Genomic DNA, 18,431 nt, shown 5'->3' on the forward strand with positions numbered 1-18,431 from the left:
GGGGGAGGATGTCAAGGGACTCACACAGAGCTGTTCCCTACGATGGCGCGGTGACCAGTACCGCGCCCTCCACGGACATCCGGCAAAGCGCCCCCTCGCCAGAGCAGCGCCCGGGGTGGCAGCAGCGGCTGCGCCGATACGGATACACGGCCAGGCCGAGAAGCGATGTCCGGGACCGGCTGGTGCCGCCGTACACCGAGCCGAGCCCCCGACTGTGGGCGACCCTCGGGGTGCCGCCGGCCCTCTCCGACCGGATCACGCGCTGGTCCGGCTGGGGCGGCCCGCTGCTGGTGACGCTGCTCGCGGGCGTGCTGCGCTTCTGGGACCTGGGCAGTCCGAAGCGGGTGATGTTCGACGAGACGTACTACGCGAAGGACGCGTGGGGGCTCATCCACCGCGGCTTCGAGGTCAACTGGGACAAGGACGTCAACAACCTGATCCTGAAGACCGACGGGCATGTGGCGATCCCGACGGACCCGGCCTATGTCGTGCATCCGCCCGTCGGCAAGTACGTCATCGGGCTCGGCGAATGGATGTTCGGGTTCAATCCGTTCGGCTGGCGCTTCATGACGGCACTGCTGGGCACGCTGTCGATCCTGATCCTGTGCCGCGTCGGCCGGCGCATCTTCCGCTCCACCTTCCTGGGCTGCCTGGCGGGCACGCTGATGGCCGTGGACGGCCTGGCCTTCGTGATGAGCCGCACCTCGCTCCTCGACGGCGTCCTTCAGTTCTTCGTCCTCGCCGCCTTCGGCTGCCTGGTCGTCGACCGCGACAGGGCCCGCGAACAACTGGCGGCAGCGCTCCCACCGGACGCCGACGGCGTCGTACGGCCGGACGCGCACATCGCCGAGACGACGCGCTTCGGCTTCCGCCCCTGGCGCTGGCTCGCGGGCCTGATGCTGGGCCTGGCCATCGGCACAAAGTGGAACGGCCTCTACATCCTGATCGCGTTCTGTGTGATGGCGGTGCTGTGGGACGTCGGCACCCGCAAGGTCGCCGGCGCCCGCCACCCGTACGAGGCGGTCCTCAAGCGCGACCTGGGCTGGGCGTTCCTGGCGACGGTCCCGGTGGCGATCTTCACGTACATCCTGTCCTGGACGGCCTGGATCCTCTCCCCCTCGGACGGCACCGGCGGCTACTACCGCAACTGGGCGGCCACCGAGGGCAAGGGCAGCGACTGGTCCTGGCTGTTCCCCGACTGGTGGCGCAGCCTCTGGCACTACGAACACGCGGTGTACGAGTTCCACGTGGGCCTGCACACCCCGCACAACTACCAGTCGAACCCCTGGAGTTGGCTGGTCCTGGGCCGCCCGGTCTCGTTCTTCTACGAGTCCCCCGAGCCCGGCACGGGCGGCTGCCCCGCCAACTCGGGCGAGCAGTGCGCCCGCGAGGTCCTGGCCCTCGGCACGCCCCTCCTGTGGTGGGCGGCCTGCTTCGCGGTCCTGTACGTCCTGTACCGCTGGCTGTTCCGGCGCGACTGGCGGGCGGGCGCCATCGCCTGCGGGATCGCGGCGGGCTACGCCCCCTGGTTCATGTACCAGGAGCGCACGATCTTCTTCTTCTACGCGATCGTCTTCCTGCCCTTCCTCTGCCTGGCCGTGGCGATGATGATCGGCGCGATCGTCGGCCCACCGGGTTCGAGCGAACGCCGCCGGGTCGCGGGGGCGGCGGGCGCGGGCGTGCTGGTGCTGCTGATCGCCTGGAACTTCGTCTACTTCTGGCCCCTGTACACGGGGACGGCGATTCCCATCGACTCCTGGCGTTCACGTATGTGGCTGGACACCTGGGTCTAGTCACTCTTCGGACAAGAGTTGGGACAAGAGACGGAAACACCCCCCACAGCAGTCCCTCAGGCCACTTACAGTGCAATGGCCAACGGGGAGGGGAACACCCATGCGTAAGGGAGCGAAGGCCGCCATCGTCGGAACCGTGTTCACGGTGATGGTCGGCGGGGCCGGCTACGGCGCGTTCAACGTCGTGTCCGCGCTCAGCGAGGACAGCGGTGCGGAGAGCGTGAAGACCGGGCCGCCGTCGAAGGACGAGATAGCGGAGACCAGCGAGAAGTTCTTCGCGGCCTGGGAGAAGGGGCAGGCGCGGGCCGCCGCCGACCTCACCGACAACGCCGCGCCGGCCGCCACGCTGATCAGCGACTACAAGGCGACCGCGCACATCACCGGGGTGAAGATCACCCCCGGAACGCCCACCGGAGCCACCGTGCCGTTCTCGGTGAAGGCCACGGTGTCCTTCCGGGGCAAGAGCAAGCCGCTCGCCTACACCAGCAGCCTGACGATCGTCCGGGGTACGACGACCGGGCGGGCGCTGGTCGACTGGAAGCCGTCGGTCCTGCATCCCGGCCTCAAGGCCGTCGGGGACGCGCTGGTCACCGGGGAGGCCGCGAGCCCGCCGATCGAGGCCGTGGACCGGGACGGCAAGGTCCTGACGAAGGAGAAGTACCCGTCCCTCGGGCCGATCCTGGACACCCTGCGGGCGCGCTACGGCGACAAGGCGGGCGGTACGCCGGGCATCGAGCTGATGGTCCGGCACGCCGACACCAACATCGCCGACACCTCGCTGCTGACCCTCGCCGAGGGCACCCCGGGCAAGCTGGAGACGACGCTGAGCGCGAGCGCGCAGGCCGCCGCCGAGAAGGCGGTGCTGAAGTTCTCCGAGTCGTCCGTGGTCGCCGTACAGCCGAGCACCGGTGAGGTGCTGGCGGTCGCCAACCACCGCGGGGACCAGTTCAACGCGGCCTTCGAGGGCACGCTGGCGCCGGGCTCCACGATGAAGATCGTCACGGCGGCGATGCTGATAGACAACGGCGTCACGTCGATGAACGGCCCGGCGCCCTGCACATCGACGGCCATCTGGCAGAGCCAGACCTTCAGCAACCTCAAGGGCATGGCACCGAACGAGAACGCCACCCTCGCCAACGACTTCATGCGTTCCTGCAACACCGGTTTCATCAAGCTGATCGACGGCACCAAGGCGAACCCCCTCACCGACGAGTCGCTGACGACCGAGGCCCAGGAACGGTTCGGGCTCGGGCAGGACAACTGGAAGACCGGGATCACCTCGTTCGACGGCAGCGTCCCCGCCTCCCCCGGTCCGGACCGCGCGGCCAACGCGATCGGGCAGGGCCAGGTCCAGATGAGCCCGCTGAACATGGCGTCGGTGACGGCGACGGCGATCACGGGCGAGTTCCGGCAGCCGTACCTCGTCTCGCCCGACCTGGACAACCGTGAGCTGGCGACGGCGAAGGGCCTGCCGGCGAGCACATCCGCGCAGCTCAAGGAGATGATGCGGATGACGGCGACCCAGGGCACCGCGGCGCAGGCCATGGCCGGGCTGAGCGGCGACATCGGGGCGAAGACGGGGTCCGCCGAGGTCGACGGGCAGACGAAGTCCAACAGCTGGTTCACCGGGTTCCGGGGCGACATCGCGGCGGCGGCCATGACCCAGGAGGGCGGCCACGGCGGCGACGCGGCCGGGCCGATTGTCGCAGCCGTGCTACGGACAGGTGGCTGAACTCACCCGCACAGTACGGGACTCTAGGGTGGTCGTTGTCGTTGAGGTGTAGGTGAGGGCAACGGGGACCCTGGGGATTACCGCGGAGGATCGGGAGCTGTGGGCAAGAGGGGCAAGAAGAAGGCCGTCGCCGAGCGACGGAGTGCACCGAGGACCAGGCCCGCCGTGATCGGCGGGATGATCGCCGTGGTCGTCGGCGGCGCCGGTCTCGGCGTCTACGCGCTGTACGGCGGCGGAGCGGCGGCCGAGGACGGCTCCTCGACGGCCACGACGGCCGACCGGAAGCCGTCGGTGCCGACCGGCCCAGTGTCCGCGACGCAGGTCAAGGCGGTCGCCGCACAGTTCCTGACGGCCTGGCAGACGGGCCGGGTCACCCAGGCGGCAGCCGCGACGAACGACACGACCAGGGCGGCCACCACCCTCCTCACCGGCTACACCAAGGACGCCCACATCACCGGCGTCACGATCACCCCGGGCACGGCGACGGGCGCCAAGGTCCCCTTCACCGTGAAGGGCACGGTGACGTACGGCGGCACGAGCAAGCCGCTCACGTACAAGAGCGCCCTGACCGTGGTCCGTCGTACGTCCGACGGGAAACCGCTGGTCGACTGGCACGCGTCCGTCGTCCACCCCGACCTGGCCGACGGCGACAGGCTCCTCACCGGGGAGGCCGGCACCCCGCCGATCAAGGCCGTCGACCGGGACGGCGGTGAGCTGACGCTCGCCAAGTACCCGTCGCTGGGCACGGTCCTGGACAGCCTCCGGGAGAAGTACGGCAAGAAGGCCGGCGGCAAGGCGGGCATCGAGCTTCGGGTCGTGCGCGGTACGGCGTCCAAGGCGGCGAAGTCGGCGGACAAGACGCTGCTGGAGCTGAGCAAGGGCACACCGGGCACCGTGAAGACGACACTGAGCCCGGCCCTTCAGGCGGCGGCGGAGGCAGAGGTCGCGAAGAAGGCGAAGTCGTCGGTGGTGCTGCTGCGTCCGTCGACGGGCGAGATCCTGGCGGTGGCGAACCAGTCGCACGGCTTCAACACCGCGTTCCAGGGCTCGTTGGCGCCGGGTTCGACGATGAAGGTCGTCACGTCGTCGCTGCTCATCGAGAAGGGGCTGGCGTCACCGGACAAGGCGCACCCGTGCCCGAAGTACTCGACGTACGGCGGCTGGAAGTTCCAGAACGACGACGAGTTCGAGATCAAGGGCGGCACGTTCAAGGCGAGCTTCGCGCGCTCCTGCAACACGGCCTTCATCAGCCAGGCGAAGGAACTCGACGACGACAGCCTGACCAAGCAGGCGCAGCAGGTGTTCGGCCTCGGCATGGACAACTGGGCGGTCGGCGTCTCGACCTTCGACGGCTCGGTGCCGGTGCAGTCGCAGGCGCAGATGGCGGCGTCGCTGATCGGGCAGGGCGGGGTGCGGATGAACCCGCTGAACATGGCGTCGGTGGCGGCGACCGTGGAGTCCGGGGTGTTCCGGCAGCCGTACCTGGTCTCGGCGGAGGTGGACGGCCGCACGCTGGCCACCGCGTCCCGGACGATGTCGTCGTCGACGCTGTCGCAACTGCGTGAACTGATGCAGTACACGGCGGCGTACGGGACGGCGGCGGAGGCGATGGCCGGTCTGGGCCCGGACTACGGGGCGAAGACGGGATCGGCCGAGGTCGACGGCCAGGAGAAGCCGAACGGCTGGTTCACGGCGTACCGGGGAGACCTGGCGGGCGCGGGCGTGGTCGTGCAGGGCGGACACGGGGGAAGCACGGCGGGCCCGATCGTCGCGGCCCTGCTGAAGGCGGGTTCCTGATCGGCCCGGACGGCACCTCCCCAGCACCGACCCACATCTCCACCACCGGACGGTAGCCCTTCAGCGCCGGCCCGCGTCTCCACCACCGGACGGCACCTCTCCAGCGCCGGCCCGCGTCTCCAGCCCGTCCGGCGCTTGAGGACTAGGCCCGTTCAGGGCCGTAGGGGGGTCTGGGGGCGCAGCCCCCAGAGGGGACCCCACTGGGGGCTGGGATGGGACGGGTAAGGGCGGCGGGGGCGAGAAAACCCGACGTCAGCTACTCACCCGCGCCCCCGCCATATACGTACGCCGCAAGAACCTCGTCAGAGCCTTCGTCTCGAACTGCACCACCGACACACCACCCGCCGAGTGGAACTCGACCACCGCCTGCACGCGCCCGCACGGCCACACCCGCACCTCCCCCGATCCCACCGGCGCCCGCAGCCCCTCCTCCAGGAGGGACCGCGAGAACGTCCACTCGTGCGGACCGGGCAGGCCGATGCGGACGGCGCGCGGATCCGCGTCCGGGTCGTAGCGCAGGACGACGGGGACGGCGTCGCGGTCGTCCCGGTCGTCGTGGTCGTCCGGGGTGGCCGTGACGATATGGGCTCGCGCGTACTGCTCGACTACGGACATCGGACGGCCCCTTACGCTGCGTGACCTGTGCAGAAGCTATGAATCCGCTTCCACTTCCTCTCCAATGTCGCATATTTTCCCAAATACGCAGCAAACTGCTTTCAGATCGCTCTTGCGAGGAGTTCGCAACAAGCCACTATCATCGAACGGTGCATGTGCCTGATGGATTCATCAACGCCCCCGTCTCCGTAGCGGCCGGAGTCGTCGCCGCGGGCGCCGTCGCCATGAGCCTGCGCGGTGCCCGACGCGAACTGGACGAACGGATCGCGCCGCTCGCCGGTCTGGTGGCCGCGTTCATCTTCGCCGTGCAGATGCTGAACTTCCCGGTCGCGGCCGGGACCAGCGGACATCTGCTCGGCGGCGCACTGGCCGCGATACTCGTGGGCCCCTGCACAGGGGTCCTGTGCGTGTCCGTCGTCCTGCTCATGCAGGGCATCCTCTTCGCGGACGGCGGCCTCACCGCGCTCGGCGTGAACATCACGGTCATGGCCGTCGTGACGACCGTCGTCGCCTACGCCGTCTTCCGCGGACTGGTCAAGGTGCTCCCCAGGAAGCGGCGGTCCGTCACCGTCTCCGCCTTCGTCGCCGCCGGACTCTCCGTACCGGCCGCCGCCCTCGCCTTCACCCTCGTCTACGCCGTCGGCGGCACGACGGACGTCCCGATCGGCCGGGTCCTCACCGCCATGGTCGGCGTGCACGTCCTGATCGGGCTCGGCGAGGCCGCGATCACCGCCTTCACGGTCGGCGCCGTCATCGCCGTACGACCGGACCTCGTGTACGGCGCCCGCGGCCTGACCCGGAAGCTCCAGCTGCGCGTCAACGGCGAACTGGTGGACGCGGCGCCCGAGCCGCAGCCCGCGTCCCCCGCCCTCGCCCCCTCCCACCGCACCCGCAACGTCTGGCTCACCGGCCTCGCCGCGTCCCTCGTCCTCGCCGGGGGCGTGAGCTTCTACGCCTCCGCCAGCCCCGACGGCCTGGAGAAGGTCGCCGCCGACAAGGGCATCGACGCCAAGGTCGAGGACCACGCCGCCGCCGACTCCCCGCTCGCCGACTACTCCGTCGAGGGCATCACCGACGGGCGGCTCTCCGGCGGCCTCGCCGGTGTGATCGGCGTCGGCGCCACGATCGTCGCCGGGACCGGCGTCTTCTGGGCGGTGCGCAGGCGCCGTAGCGACGGGGACGCCCCGGCCGCCTCCGTCACCCCGCGCGCGAGCGTCTGAGATGGGCGCCGGGCACGCCCACCGGCTCTACCGGCACGCGCACTCCCCCGTGCACGCGCTGCCGCCGCACACCAAGCTCGCCGCCGCGTTCGCCTTCGTGATCGTCGTCGTGTCCACCCCCCGGGAGGCGGTGTGGGCCTTCGCCGTGTACGCCGTACTGCTGGCGGGGGTGGCCCGCGCCGCCCAGGTGCCCGCCGTGTTCCTGCTCAAGCGGCTGCTGATCGAGGTCCCCTTCGTCGCCTTCGCCGTGCTCATGCCGTTCGTGGCACAGGGCGAGCGGGTGGAGGTGCTGGGCATGTCGCTCAGCGTGGGCGGCCTCTGGGGCGCCTGGAACGTGCTCGCCAAGGGCACCCTCGGCGTCGCCACCTCCGTCCTCCTCGCCTCCACCACCGAACTGCGCGAACTCCTGCTCGGCCTCCAGCGCCTCGGACTCCCGCCGCTGCTCGTGCAGATCGCCTCCTTCATGATCCGGTACGGCGACGTCATCGCCGACGAGATGCGGCGGATGCGGATCGCCCGGGAGTCACGCGGGTTCGAGGCGAGCGGAGTCCGGCACTGGGGGGTGCTGGCGAAGTCCGCCGGGGCGCTGTTCATCCGGTCGTACGAGCGGGGCGAGCGCGTACATCTGGCCATGGTGAGCCGGGGATACACCGGTTCCATGCCCGTCATCGACGAGGTGACCGCGTCCCGGGCGCAGTGGTCGTACGCCTTCGCCCTGCCCGTCGCCGCGCTCGCCGTCTGTCTGCTGGGATGGTCCCTGTGACAACACCCTCGCTCTCCCCCTCCCTCGAAGTCGCCGGGCTGGCCTACGCCTACCCCGACGGCCACCAGGCCCTCTTCGGCGTCGACTTCTCCGTCGGGCGCGGCGAGCGGGTGGCACTGCTCGGGCCCAACGGGGCCGGCAAGACGACCCTCGTGCTGCACCTCAACGGCATCCTCACCGGGGGCGCGGGGACGGTCACCGTGGCGGGGATGCCCGTCGGGAAACGGCACATGGCCGAAATCCGGCGCAAGGTCGGGATCGTGTTCCAGGACCCCGACGACCAGCTCTTCATGCCGACCGTCCGCGAGGACGTCGCGTTCGGGCCCGCCGCCGCGGGAATGAAGGGCGAGGAGCTGGAGCGGCGCGTCCGTACCGCCCTCGACCTGGTCGGCATGGCGGACTTCGCCGGCCGCCCGCCGCACCATCTCTCGTTCGGGCAGCGGCGCCGGGTGGCCGTGGCGACGGTGCTCGCGATGGAGCCCGAGATCCTCGTCCTCGACGAGCCGTCCTCCAACCTCGACCCCGCCTCGCGCCGCGAACTGGCCGACATCCTGCGGTCGTTGGACGTCACCGTCCTCATGGTCACGCACGACCTCCCGTACGCCCTGGAACTGTGCCCGCGCGCCCTGATCCTCAGCGAGGGCGTCATAGCCGCCGACGGACGCACCGGCGACCTCCTCGGCGACGACGGCCTGATGCGCGCCCACCGACTGGAACTGCCCTACGGCTTCGACCCGCGCTCGGTCCCGGCCACCCGCACCGCATGACGACGGGCACATGGACAATGGGCGCGTGATCGAACAAGAGGACGCGCACAACGGCACGTACGATCCCGGGTCGCCGCGCCTCGACGACCAGTTGTGCTTCGCGCTGTACGCGGCCCAGCGCGCGGTGACCGCCGCCTACCGCCCGCTCCTGGAGGAACTGGGCCTCACCTACCCCCAGTACCTCGTGCTGCTGGCCCTGTGGGAGCGCGGCGAGATGACCGTGAAGGAGCTGGGCACCGCCCTGTGCCTCGACTACGGCACGGTCTCGCCGCTGCTCAAGCGGCTGGAGGCGGCGGGGCTCGTCCGCCGGGAACGGTCGGTGCTGGACGAGCGGTCGGTGTCCGTCGGCGTCACCGGGCGGGGCGCGGAGCTCCGGGAGCGCGCGGCGCGCGTACCGGGCGCGCTGCTCGCGGCGACGGAGCTGAGCGGGGGCGAGGTCGCGCGGCTGCGGGGCGAGCTGTGGGACCTGGCGGCTCGGGCGCAGGGGGCGGCCGACCGGGCCCGTCCGGTCTGAGGCCGGCCGCTGACCTCAGGTTACCGGCGGTTTCTACCCCCGGGTAGCGAATACACCCCTACCAGCCGGTACCTTGTGCACGATGTAGTTGCGGTATTCGCAGTATCTACACATGTTCCTGTTGTCCGCTTTGGGGGAGGTTCTGCCGTGACTGACGCCGGTATCGACGTCGAGGCCCGTACCGATGCTCGTCCGGACACCCGTCCGACGAAGATCATGTACGTCGCCGAGGCAACCGCCCACGGCGGCCGGGACGGCGATGTCACCAGCCAGGACGGCCAGCTCGCGCTGAAGGTGGCGATGCCCCCGCAGATGGGCGGCGACGGCAACGGCACCAACCCGGAGCAGCTGTTCGCGGCCGGCTACAGCTCGTGCTTCCACAACGCGCTGGTCCTGGTCGGCCGCCGCGAGGGCTACGACCTGACCGGCTCCACGGTCGCCGCGAAGGTCGGCATCGGCCCCAACAGGCAGCGCGGCTACGGCCTCGCGGTCGCCCTGAGCGTCTCGCTGCCGATCCTGGACCAGGACATCGCGGCCAAGCTGGTGGACGCGGCACACATGGTCTGCCCGTACTCCAACGCCACCCGCGACAACATCGATGTGACGATCATCCTGGGCTGATCCGCCGGTTCCCTCCGCGCCGAGGAATCGGGGGCGGGTGCGTGCGTGTTACACCCGCGTGGACATGGTGGACTTGAACGCAGACGTGAACGGCGTGGTGGCGGAGGGCTTCGAGCCGGTCCGGGACGCGTTCGCACGGAACTTCGCGACCGGCGGCGAACGCGGCGCCGCCGTCACCGTGTACCGGGACGGGCAGCGGGTCGTCGACCTGTGGGCGGGCGTACGGGACTTCGACGGGGACACGGACGCCGAGTCCGGCCCGGCGCCCTGGGAGCACGGCACCGCGCAGATCGTGCGCTCCGCGACGAAGGGCGTGGCCGCCGCCGCACTCCTGATGCTGGCCGAGCGCGGCGAACTGGACCTGGACGCTCCCGTCGGCGAGTACTGGCCCGAGTTCAAGGCCGCGGGCAAGGAACGCACCCTCGTACGGCACCTGCTCTCGCACCGCGCGGGCGTCCCCGTGCTCGACCGGCCGCTCACCCCGGCACAGGCCGCCGATCCCGCCCTCGGCGCGGCGGCGGTCGCGGCCCAGGCGCCGGCCTGGGAGCCGGGCACGGACCACGGGTACCACGCCCAGACGTACAGCTGGCTGACGGGCGAGCTCGTACGGCGGGTCAGCGGGCGCCCGATCGGCGACTGGGTCGCCACCGAGATCGCCGGACCGGCCGGCCTCGACCTGTGGATCGGGCTGCCGGACGCGGAGGCCCGGGCGGGTCGCGCGGGCCGGGTCGGCCGGGCCCGGACACCCGAGACGGCGGGCCCGGGCCTCAGGACACGCCCCAAACGGTCCGTCGCCGACGCCTACGCCGACCCGGGCTCCCTCACCAGCCGCGCCTTCGCCGCGATCACCCCGCTGCCCGACGAGAACGACCCCGCGTACCGGGCCGCCGCCCTCCCCGCCTCCAACGGCATCGCCACGGCCGACGGCCTCGCCCGCTTCTACGCCTCCCTGATCGGACGGGTCGACGGCGGGACCCGCCTGTTCACCCCGGCGACAGCCGAACTGGCCCGGCGCGAGCAGTCGGCGGGCCCGGACCGCGTCCTGGTCATCGGCACCCGCTTCGGCCTCGGCTACATGCTCCACGGCACCGCCTCGCCGCTCCTGACCCCCGGCTCCTTCGGCCACCCGGGGCGCGGCGGCGCCCTCGGCTTCGCCGACCCCGGCTCGGGCATCGCGTTCGGGTACGTGACCAACGGCTTCCGCAAGAGCGTGACGGCGGACGCACGGGCACAGGCACTGGTACGGGCGGTGCGGGCGGTGCCGGGGGTGGCCGAGGCGGTGGAGCTGTAGGGCGCGCGCAGCGTCCGTTGTGTGACGTTCGTCGCGATCGCCCCCGGGCGAAGGATGTGCGCCCACCCCCGGTCGTACGCTTCAAGAGCCCCCGCACCGACCGCACCGACGCCAAGGAGTTGTCGTGCCCCACGCCTCCGGCCGCACCCGCCCCCACGGCAGCCGTTGACGGGCCACGGGCACGTTCCGATCATGCGCTGCTGTCTCTCCGCTCCCCTCGCCGCCCTGGCGGCGTTCCCCGCCCCCCGCGATCTCGTCCGGTCCGGCGCGCTGCTCACGCCCGCCGTCCTGCGGTCCGCGCTCGCCGCGCGCCGGGAACGTGTCACGCGCACCGATGTCGTGACGGCCCTCCACCTGGAGCTGGTCACGCTCACCGAGGACCGCGCCGTCATCACCTGGTACACGGTCGTGCCCGGCACCGACGACGGTTTCGGCCACCTGGTCCCCGCCGTCACCGAGGGCGAGGTCGTGTACGGCACCCACCCCGCCCACCTCGACCGCACGGCGTCGGAGGACCGGCCGACCGCCCACCACCACGTCGAGCTGACGGACCTGGAACCGGGCCGGACGTACTACTACCAGGCCCGTTCGCGCGGCCGGGCGGCCACACCGACCCCCCTGCACCTGGTGCGCGGCAACGCGGTCGGCACCTCGCTGCACGGCCTGGGCTCGCACGGCGGCCCCTACTCCTTCACGACCCCCCAGCCGCCCCCCGGCCGCCACCTCCTCTCCATCGCGCTCTGCAACGACCTGCACCTCGGCGAGACCACGGCGGGCCGGGTGGCGGGCGTCCCGATGCTGCGCGGGGTCTCGCAGCCGCCCGGCCTCGACCCGTACCCGGAGATCATGAGCGTGGCGATGGTCGAGGAGGCCCACCGGCGCGGCGCGGACGTCCTGTTGGCCGCCGGGGACATCTCGGCAGCCGGCGCACCCCGGGACCTGGCCGAGGCCCGCCGCATCCTGGACGGTTTCGGCACCCACGGACGGGACTACTTCGTCGTACGGGGCAACCACGACCGCCCCAGGCACCCCGACGACTCCTTCCGCGACGGGTTCCTGGGCGGCTCCGACGGCCCCGGCTACTTCGCGCGCGACCTGGGCGGCCTGCGCCTCATCGGCCTGGACACCTATGAGAAGGAGGGCAACGGCGGCGACGCGGGCGGACTGAGCGCCGAACAACTGGCTTGGCTCCAGACCGACTTGAGGCGCGACCGGGACCAGCCGACCGTCGTCTTCGGCCATCACCCGCTCACCACACGGGACTCGGTGTTCCCGATGGGCCGGGGACAGCGCCTGGACCGCGGCCAGGCCCGCTCGATCGTCGACGCCTACGCCTCCTCCCCCGGCGTCTTCCTCCACCACGCGGGCCACACCCACCGCAACAAGCGCACGGTCCTGACCGGCGCGCCGCACGTCACCCAGCAGGAGGTCAGCGCGGTCAAGGACTACCCGGGCGGCTTCTGCCTCCTGCGCGTCCACACCGGCGGCTACGCCCTCAACTACTACAAGAACAGCAGCGTCCCGGCCCGCGCCTGGGTCGAACGCAGCCGCCTCACGGCGGGCGGCCTCTGGCCCCACCACGCCCTCGGCCGCTCGGTGACCGACCGCAACAGCATGCGCCTCCACGACCTGTCCGGCGTCCGCGCCTACCAGCGCGCGTGACGGACAACAGCGCCTCGAAGGCAGCCTCCTTCCATGTCCGCCCCCGCACGGACGCCGACCTCGACGCGTGCGTACGGGTGCTGGCGACGGTCCACGAGCGGAACGCGTATCCCCTCAACTGGCCGACGGACCCGGCCGGTTGGCTGACCCCGCGCCCACTCCTCGCGGTGTGGGTGGCGGAAGAGGCCGACGGTGGGGGGATCGTCGGTCACATCGTCCTGTCTCGCAGCGAGGAGGGCGACGCGGCGGCGGCCCTGTGGAACCGGGGCCCGACGGCCGTGATCAACCGCCTGTACGTCGATCCGGCGGCCCGGGGCCGGGGAGTCGGCGCGGCGCTGATGGAACGGGCGGTGGCGGACGCGAAGTCCCGCGCCCTGCACCCCGTACTCGACGTGGCGTCGACGGACACCGCGGCGGCGGCCCTGTACGAGCGCCTGGGCTGGACACTGCTGGCGGCGGAGGTGGCGCAGGAGTGGGGGCCGGGCCAGTGGGTGAAGGTCCGCTGCTACGCGGCCCCGACGCCCTGAGCAGGCGCGTGCGACCGTCTGCCGGAATCGTGGGCGCACGGCGGGCGTTGGCCCCGACATGATCTCCGACCAGCGCACGATCACCAACCCGCCCGCCCTGCACGACCCGACGCCGTTCGGCTACAGCCACGCTGTGTCGGCCCCGGGCCAACCCGTGTACATCGGCGGCCAGTACGCCTCCGACGCCACCGGCTCCCCCGTCCCCGGCGACTTCGCGGCGCAGGTGGACCTGGCCTTCGACCGGCTGCGCTCGGCACTCGAAGGAGTCGGCCTCGGCTACGAACACGTCGTACGGCTCGGCACGTTCGTCGTCGACCACGACCCCGACAAGCTGGAGACCCTCGGCAAGGCGCTGCACACCCGCTTCGGCACCCGGCTCCCGGCACAGACACTCAGCGGTGTCGCCTCGCTGGCCCTGCCGGGAATGCTGTTCGAGGTGGACGCGGTGGCGGTCCGCCCATAGGAGCTGGAGTGCCACGCCGCCGCCTACCCGGCGTGCAGCATCAGCCCGATCCCGATGACGAGCAGCCCGGCGGCGGCGACCCTCGGCGCACCGAACCGCTCCTTGAAGAACACGGCGCCGATCGCCGCCCCGACGATGATCGACGACTCCCTCAGCGCGGCCACGGGGGCGAGTTCGGCCCGGGTCTGCGCCCACAGGACGAGGCCGTACGCCGCCACGGACAGCGCGCCGCCGAGGAGCCCGAGGGCAGCGAACGGCCGCACCGTCACAAGGAATTGGCCCCGCCAGCGGTACAGCGCGTAGGCGGGGACGGCGATGCCCTCCAGGGCCATCAGCCAGGCGATGTAGGCGAGCGCGGAGCCCGAGGCCCGTACGCCCAGACCGTCGACGACGGTGTACGCGGCGATGGACAGCCCGGTCGCCAACGCGGCCCCGATCGCCGCCCAGTTGGGCCGCCGCCCGCGCATCCCCCACAGCGCGACCCCGGTAAGTCCCGTACAGGACACGGCGATTCCGGCCGCCGCCCAGCCGTTCGGCACCTCGTGGGCGAACACGGCGGCGAGCACGGTGACGACGAGGGGCGCGGTACCGCGCGCGATCGGATACGCCTGCCCGAAGTCGCCGAGCCGGAACGACCGCATGAGCAGCACGTAGTACACGATGTGGATGAGGGCCGACGCGACGAGATACGGCCACGCCCCGGCAGCGGGGACCGGCAGGAACGGCACCGCGACCAGCCCGATCAGCATTCCGCCGCCCGCGATGAGCGTGAACCCGACCAGCTTGTCGGTGATGCGGTGCGCGAGCGCGTTCCAGCAGGCGTGCGTGACGGCGGCGAGCAGTACGGCGGCGGTGACGGCCGGGGTCACGGAGCCGCCGACTCGCGTACGTCCACGAGGGTCGCGCCGGCGTGGGCGATCAGGGACTTCGGCTCCATGGGGAACACGGTGTACGGGGTACCGGCGGCGGCCCAGACGATGTCGTGCTCCAGCAGCGAACGGTCCGCGAGGACCCGGGTCCTGGTCCGGTGCCCGAAGGGCGGCACGCCCCCGATGGCGTACCCGGTGGTCTCCCGTACGACGTCGACCTTGGCGCGGGTGACCTTCGCGGCCATGAGCTCGCGCCGGACGAGCTCGACGTCGACACGGGAGGCGCCGTCCATGAGGACGAGGACCGGGACCCCGTCGGCGGAGAAGATCAGCGACTTGCAGATCTGGCTCAGCTCGCACCCGATCGCGGCGGCGGCCTCGGCGGCGGTACGGGTCTCGTCGGGGAACCGGCGGATACGGGAGTGGAGCTCTCCGAGGCCCAGCTCATCGAGGGCCTCGGCGAAACGGGAAGACGTGGTCATGCCCGGCACGTTAGCTGGCGGACAGATGCGCCACGAACGAATTCCGGGTGGCGGGACCAGGGGTGAGGTGCGGGGAGCGCCGGCCCGGGCCCGGAGAGACGGAAGCCGGTGAGGGCTCCCCGTCCCCACGGGGCCCTCACCGGCCGGCCTGTCTCAGACGCGGTACGTCAGGCGCGGTACGTCAGACTCGTACCAGCTCCCGGTCCTCGTCCTTCGGGCGGCTGTCGTCGTCCAGGGTGCGCAGTCCCTCGCCCTCGACGTCGACGTTGGGGAGGACGCGGTCCAGCCACTTCGGGAGCCACCAGGCCCGCTTGCCCAGCAGGGCCAGTACCGCCGGGACGATCGCCATGCGGACCACGAACGCGTCGAAGAAGACGGCGATCGCCAGGCCGAAGCCGAAGAGTTTGATCATCGACTCGCTGGAGCTGATGAAGCCGCCGAAGACGGCCATCATGATGATCGCGGCGGCGACCACGACCCGGGCACTGTGCTTGAAGCCGGTCACCACGGCGTTCGACGGCGACTCGCCGTGGACGTACGCCTCCCGCATCCGGGTCACGAGGAACACCTCGTAGTCCATGGCGAGACCGAAGACCACGCCGACCATGAAGATCGGGACCATCGACATGATCGGGCCGGTCTCCTCGACGCCGAGCAGACCGCCCAGCCAGCCCCACTGGAAGACCGCGACCACGGCACCGAGCGCGGCGAGGACGCTGAGCAGGAAGCCCAGGGCCGCCTTGAGCGGGACCAGGATGGAGCGGAAGACCAGGATGAGGAGGAGGAAGGCGAGGCCCACCACCAGGCCCAGGTAGGGGATGAGGGCGTCGTTGAGCTTCTGCGAGAAGTCGATGTTCATCGCGGTGGTGCCGGTGACCAGCACCGTCGCGCCCGTCTCGGCCTTGACGTCGGCGCTCTGGTCGCGGATCGCGTGGACCAGGTTCTCGGTCTGTGCCGAGGACGGCTTGGAAGCCGGGATCACGGTGATCGTCGCGGTGTCGCCGGCCTTGTTGAACGCGGCCGGGGTGACCGTGACGACGTCCTTGAGACCCTTGATGCTGTCGGCCAGCTTGTCCGCGCCGGCCTGGGGGTCGGCGGTGCCCTGGGCGTCGTACACGACCATCAGGGGACCGTTGAAGCCGGGGCCGAAGCCCTCCGACAGCAGGTCGTACGCCCTGCGCTGGGTCGTGGAGGTGGGCTGCGAGCCGTCGTCGGGCAGGCCCAGTTCCAGTTGGGTGACCGGGAGCGCGATCGCGCCGAGACCGAGCACGCTGAACATCAGTACGGCGACCGGGCGGCGGATGACGAAGCGCGCCCACCGGGTGCCCATGTTGGGCCCGGCGACCGGCTTGACCTGGCCGTTCGTCCGGCTCTCGCTCTCGCGCTCGCGCTCGTCCTTGTTCTTGTTCTCGTTCTCGTTCTTCTTCGCCTTCTTGCTCTTCTTCTGGCCCGCCGGCTGGACCTTCCGGCCCGCGTATCCGAGCAGCGCCGGGATGAGGGTCAGCGCGATGAGTACGGCGACCACCACCGTGCCGGACGCCGCGAGGCCCATCTTGGTGAGCATCGGCACGTTGACGACCGCGAGGCCCGCCAGGGCGATCACGACGGTGAGGCCCGCGAAGACCACCGCCGAGCCTGCGGTGCCGGTGGCCCGGCCGGCCGCCTCCTCGCGGTCGCGGCCGTCGGCCAGCTCGCCGCGGTAACGGGAGACGATGAACAGCGCGTAGTCGATGCCGACCGCGAGGCCGATCATCAGCGCGAGCGTGGACGTGCTGTCGCCGAGGTCGAGCGCGTTGGCGAGGGAGGTGATGGTGGCGCCGGCGATACCGACGCCGATGATCGCCGTCAGCAGCGGCAGTCCGGCCGCGACCAGCGAGCCCAGCGTGATGACGAGGACGACCGCGGCGATGGCGATGCCGACGGCCTCACCGATCGCCCCCGGCTCGGACTCCGCCTGCAACGCGTCACCGCCGACGTCGACCGTCAGCCCGGTGGCCCGGGCCTGGTCGCCGGCCTTCTCCAGGGAGTTCTTGGTCGCGTCCGCGAGCTCCATGCCGGGCAGCGTGTACTTCACCGACGTGTAGGCGACCGTCCCGTCCTTGCTCACGGCGTTCGTCGTGAACGGGTCGGTGACGGAGACGACTTCGGAGCCGTCGCCCAGTTGCCTGACGGTCTTCTCGACGGTCGCCTTGTTGGCCGCGTCCGTCATCTTCTGGCCCTCGGGCGCCTTGAAGACCATGCGCCCGGTCGCTCCGTCGGCGCTGGCGCCGGGGAAACGCTGTTCCAGCAGGTCGAAGGCCTTCTGGGCCTCCGTACCCGGGATGGAGAAGGAGGTGGTGCCCGCGGCGGGCGCGCTGGCCGCGCCGACTCCCGCGAGCGTCAGCAGCGCCACCCATATCAGGGCGACGAAATGCCGTCGCCTGAAGGCGAGCCGGCCGAGTTTGTAGAGGAACGTGGCCACGAGGGGCGTACTCCCGGTCAGGTCGTTGAACAGCAACAGGGCAGGGTTGATCGGCCTGTTGGGGTGCAGGGGTGATCAGCCCGACGACGTGAGCGGTCGCGTCAGGTACAAGTGGGGTTGTTCGAGGGCTGGTTCGGAGACGGACAGACTGCCCTACGGGACCTGCACGCCGAGGGCGGGGAGCACCACGGCGTCGATGTAGTCACGCAAGTAGTCCTGGGTCGGTGGCCGTTCGTCGACGAGCGTGCGGGCCACGAAGCCGCCGATCATCATGTGCAGCACATAGTCGGCCGCCGGATTGTCCGCGCGGACCTCTCCACGGTCCATGGCACGCTGGATCACCTTGCGGAATTCCAGCATCTCCGGCTCGACGAGCAGTTCCCGGAACGCCAGGAGGAGATCCGGGTTGCCATGGACCGCCATGCCCAGAGCTCGCATCAGCGCGGAGTTCTGTTCCATGGCGCAGTCGTCCTCGCGCAGCAGCAGGGCGTGGAAGTCGCCGCGCAGGGAACCGGTGTCGATATCGGCGCCGGCGGCGCCACCTGGCTTGAAGTGCCGCATGGCCCTGACGACCAGTTCGGCCTTGCCGCCCCACTGGCGGTAGAGCGTGGCCTTGCTGGACTTCGTACGGGCGGCGACGGCGTCCATGGTGAGGGCCTCGTAGCCGACTTCCCGGAGCAGGTCGAGCGTGGCGCCGTACAACTCGGCCTCTCGCTCGGGCGTGATCCGACTACGACGCGCCGTTGCGACCTCGGTCATGTCACTCACCCTTTCCTGTTCCGGTTTCGGACGACACCGTTTCGTACAGCTCCGCCCTACGTCAATGAACATACCCCGAGATTCATAGAAACGAA

17 protein-coding genes are annotated in these 18,431 nt (G+C 71.1%); 12 read left to right on the forward strand and 5 right to left on the reverse strand.

The features are described 5' to 3' along the window. The first annotated feature begins 50 nt into the window (after nucleotides 1-50). The 3 genes from OG595_RS16765 (at nucleotide 51) to OG595_RS16775 (ending at nucleotide 5,322) form a co-directional block, all read left to right on the forward strand. Nucleotides 51-1,793 (forward strand): dolichyl-phosphate-mannose--protein mannosyltransferase, encoded by a 1,743-nt coding sequence (locus OG595_RS16765; protein WP_329272881.1) that lies wholly within the window; start codon nucleotides 51-53, stop codon nucleotides 1,791-1,793. A 100-nt stretch (nucleotides 1,794-1,893) separates the two neighbouring features. After that, nucleotides 1,894-3,525, forward strand: coding sequence for a penicillin-binding transpeptidase domain-containing protein (locus OG595_RS16770; protein ID WP_329272883.1), 1,632 nt, complete (start codon nucleotides 1,894-1,896; stop codon nucleotides 3,523-3,525). 99 nt (nucleotides 3,526-3,624) lie between these two features. Continuing rightward, on the forward strand, nucleotides 3,625-5,322 hold the full coding sequence (locus OG595_RS16775) for a penicillin-binding transpeptidase domain-containing protein (RefSeq protein WP_329272887.1): 1,698 nt from the start codon (nucleotides 3,625-3,627) through the stop codon (nucleotides 5,320-5,322). 252 nt (nucleotides 5,323-5,574) lie between these two features. Here OG595_RS16775 and OG595_RS16780 read toward each other — a convergent pair whose 3' ends face one another. Further along, nucleotides 5,575-5,937 (reverse strand): SsgA family sporulation/cell division regulator, encoded by a 363-nt coding sequence (locus OG595_RS16780; RefSeq protein ID WP_329272889.1) that lies wholly within the window; start codon nucleotides 5,935-5,937, stop codon nucleotides 5,575-5,577. A 149-nt stretch (nucleotides 5,938-6,086) separates the two neighbouring features. On the opposite strand from OG595_RS16780, the gene OG595_RS16785 reads away from it, so the two are divergent. From OG595_RS16785 to OG595_RS16825, 9 genes are all read left to right on the forward strand, one after another. Beyond that, the gene (locus OG595_RS16785; RefSeq protein WP_329272893.1) at nucleotides 6,087-7,157 is read left to right on the forward strand and encodes an energy-coupling factor ABC transporter permease; all 1,071 of its coding nucleotides are present in this window, start codon (nucleotides 6,087-6,089) and stop codon (nucleotides 7,155-7,157) included. A 1-nt stretch (nucleotide 7,158) separates the two neighbouring features. Then, nucleotides 7,159-7,920: a cobalt ECF transporter T component CbiQ gene (gene cbiQ / locus OG595_RS16790; protein ID WP_329272896.1), complete on the forward strand. Its 762-nt coding sequence runs from the start codon at nucleotides 7,159-7,161 to the stop codon at nucleotides 7,918-7,920. Then, a complete protein-coding gene (locus tag OG595_RS16795; protein WP_329272899.1) occupies nucleotides 7,908-8,687 on the forward strand; it encodes an energy-coupling factor ABC transporter ATP-binding protein in 780 nt (259 codons plus the stop codon). Before cbiQ ends, OG595_RS16795 begins: the two co-directional genes overlap by 13 nt. Before the next feature lie 10 nt (nucleotides 8,688-8,697). Next, nucleotides 8,698-9,201 carry a MarR family winged helix-turn-helix transcriptional regulator gene (locus tag OG595_RS16800; RefSeq protein ID WP_443073055.1) on the forward strand — a complete coding sequence of 168 codons (504 nt, stop codon included), beginning with the start codon at nucleotides 8,698-8,700 and terminating at the stop codon, nucleotides 9,199-9,201. 216 nt (nucleotides 9,202-9,417) lie between these two features. Beyond that, nucleotides 9,418-9,822: an organic hydroperoxide resistance protein gene (locus OG595_RS16805; protein WP_329282943.1), complete on the forward strand. Its 405-nt coding sequence runs from the start codon at nucleotides 9,418-9,420 to the stop codon at nucleotides 9,820-9,822. A gap of 64 nt (nucleotides 9,823-9,886) precedes the next feature. After that, entirely contained in the window at nucleotides 9,887-11,113 is a 1,227-nt protein-coding gene (locus tag OG595_RS16810; protein WP_329272903.1) for a serine hydrolase domain-containing protein, read from the forward strand. A 192-nt stretch (nucleotides 11,114-11,305) separates the two neighbouring features. Continuing rightward, nucleotides 11,306-12,775, forward strand: coding sequence for a metallophosphoesterase family protein (locus OG595_RS16815; protein WP_329272906.1), 1,470 nt, complete (start codon nucleotides 11,306-11,308; stop codon nucleotides 12,773-12,775). Between the two features lie 77 nt (nucleotides 12,776-12,852). Continuing rightward, nucleotides 12,853-13,302: a GNAT family N-acetyltransferase gene (locus tag OG595_RS16820; RefSeq protein ID WP_329282945.1), complete on the forward strand. Its 450-nt coding sequence runs from the start codon at nucleotides 12,853-12,855 to the stop codon at nucleotides 13,300-13,302. 58 nt (nucleotides 13,303-13,360) lie between these two features. Further along, on the forward strand, nucleotides 13,361-13,765 hold the full coding sequence (locus OG595_RS16825) for a RidA family protein (protein ID WP_329272908.1): 405 nt from the start codon (nucleotides 13,361-13,363) through the stop codon (nucleotides 13,763-13,765). 23 nt (nucleotides 13,766-13,788) lie between these two features. Here the strand turns inward: OG595_RS16825 and OG595_RS16830 are convergent, their stop codons facing one another. From OG595_RS16830 to OG595_RS16845, 4 genes are all read right to left on the reverse strand, one after another. Beyond that, on the reverse strand, nucleotides 13,789-14,634 hold the full coding sequence (locus tag OG595_RS16830; protein WP_329272910.1) for a DMT family transporter: 846 nt from the start codon (nucleotides 14,632-14,634) through the stop codon (nucleotides 13,789-13,791). Beyond that, on the reverse strand, nucleotides 14,631-15,116 hold the full coding sequence (locus tag OG595_RS16835; protein WP_329272913.1) for a YbaK/EbsC family protein: 486 nt from the start codon (nucleotides 15,114-15,116) through the stop codon (nucleotides 14,631-14,633). The genes OG595_RS16830 and OG595_RS16835 overlap by 4 nt, the downstream gene beginning before the upstream one ends. Nucleotides 15,117-15,297: 181 nt before the next feature. Continuing rightward, nucleotides 15,298-17,577, reverse strand: a complete 2,280-nt coding sequence (locus OG595_RS16840) for an MMPL family transporter (RefSeq protein ID WP_329282947.1) — start codon at nucleotides 17,575-17,577, stop codon at nucleotides 15,298-15,300. Nucleotides 17,578-17,730: 153 nt separating this feature from the next. Further along, the gene (locus OG595_RS16845; protein ID WP_329272915.1) at nucleotides 17,731-18,336 is read right to left on the reverse strand and encodes a TetR/AcrR family transcriptional regulator; all 606 of its coding nucleotides are present in this window, start codon (nucleotides 18,334-18,336) and stop codon (nucleotides 17,731-17,733) included. Nucleotides 18,337-18,431 lie beyond the last annotated feature (95 nt).

This window comes from Streptomyces sp. NBC_01451, from assembly GCF_036227485.1.
Taxonomy (GTDB): Bacteria; Actinomycetota; Actinomycetes; order Streptomycetales; family Streptomycetaceae; genus Streptomyces.

Bases quoted from the DNA above. Each gene is read 5' to 3' on its own strand.
- OG595_RS16845 (WP_329272915.1), bottom strand. From the start codon at position 18,336: ATGACCGAGGTCGCAACGGCGCGTCGTAGTCGGATCACGCCCGAGCGA.
- OG595_RS16825 (WP_329272908.1), top strand. From the start codon at position 13,361: ATGATCTCCGACCAGCGCACGATCACCAACCCGCCCGCCCTGCACGAC.
- OG595_RS16805 (WP_329282943.1), top strand. From the start codon at position 9,418: ATGTACGTCGCCGAGGCAACCGCCCACGGCGGCCGGGACGGCGATGTC.
- OG595_RS16770 (WP_329272883.1), top strand. From the start codon at position 1,894: ATGCGTAAGGGAGCGAAGGCCGCCATCGTCGGAACCGTGTTCACGGTG.
- OG595_RS16810 (WP_329272903.1), top strand. From the start codon at position 9,887: ATGGTGGACTTGAACGCAGACGTGAACGGCGTGGTGGCGGAGGGCTTC.
- cbiQ (WP_329272896.1), top strand. From the start codon at position 7,159: ATGGGCGCCGGGCACGCCCACCGGCTCTACCGGCACGCGCACTCCCCC.
- OG595_RS16780 (WP_329272889.1), bottom strand. From the start codon at position 5,937: ATGTCCGTAGTCGAGCAGTACGCGCGAGCCCATATCGTCACGGCCACC.
- OG595_RS16800 (WP_443073055.1), top strand. From the start codon at position 8,698: ATGGACAATGGGCGCGTGATCGAACAAGAGGACGCGCACAACGGCACG.
- OG595_RS16835 (WP_329272913.1), bottom strand. From the start codon at position 15,116: ATGACCACGTCTTCCCGTTTCGCCGAGGCCCTCGATGAGCTGGGCCTC.
- OG595_RS16795 (WP_329272899.1), top strand. From the start codon at position 7,908: ATGGTCCCTGTGACAACACCCTCGCTCTCCCCCTCCCTCGAAGTCGCC.
- OG595_RS16815 (WP_329272906.1), top strand. From the start codon at position 11,306: ATGCGCTGCTGTCTCTCCGCTCCCCTCGCCGCCCTGGCGGCGTTCCCC.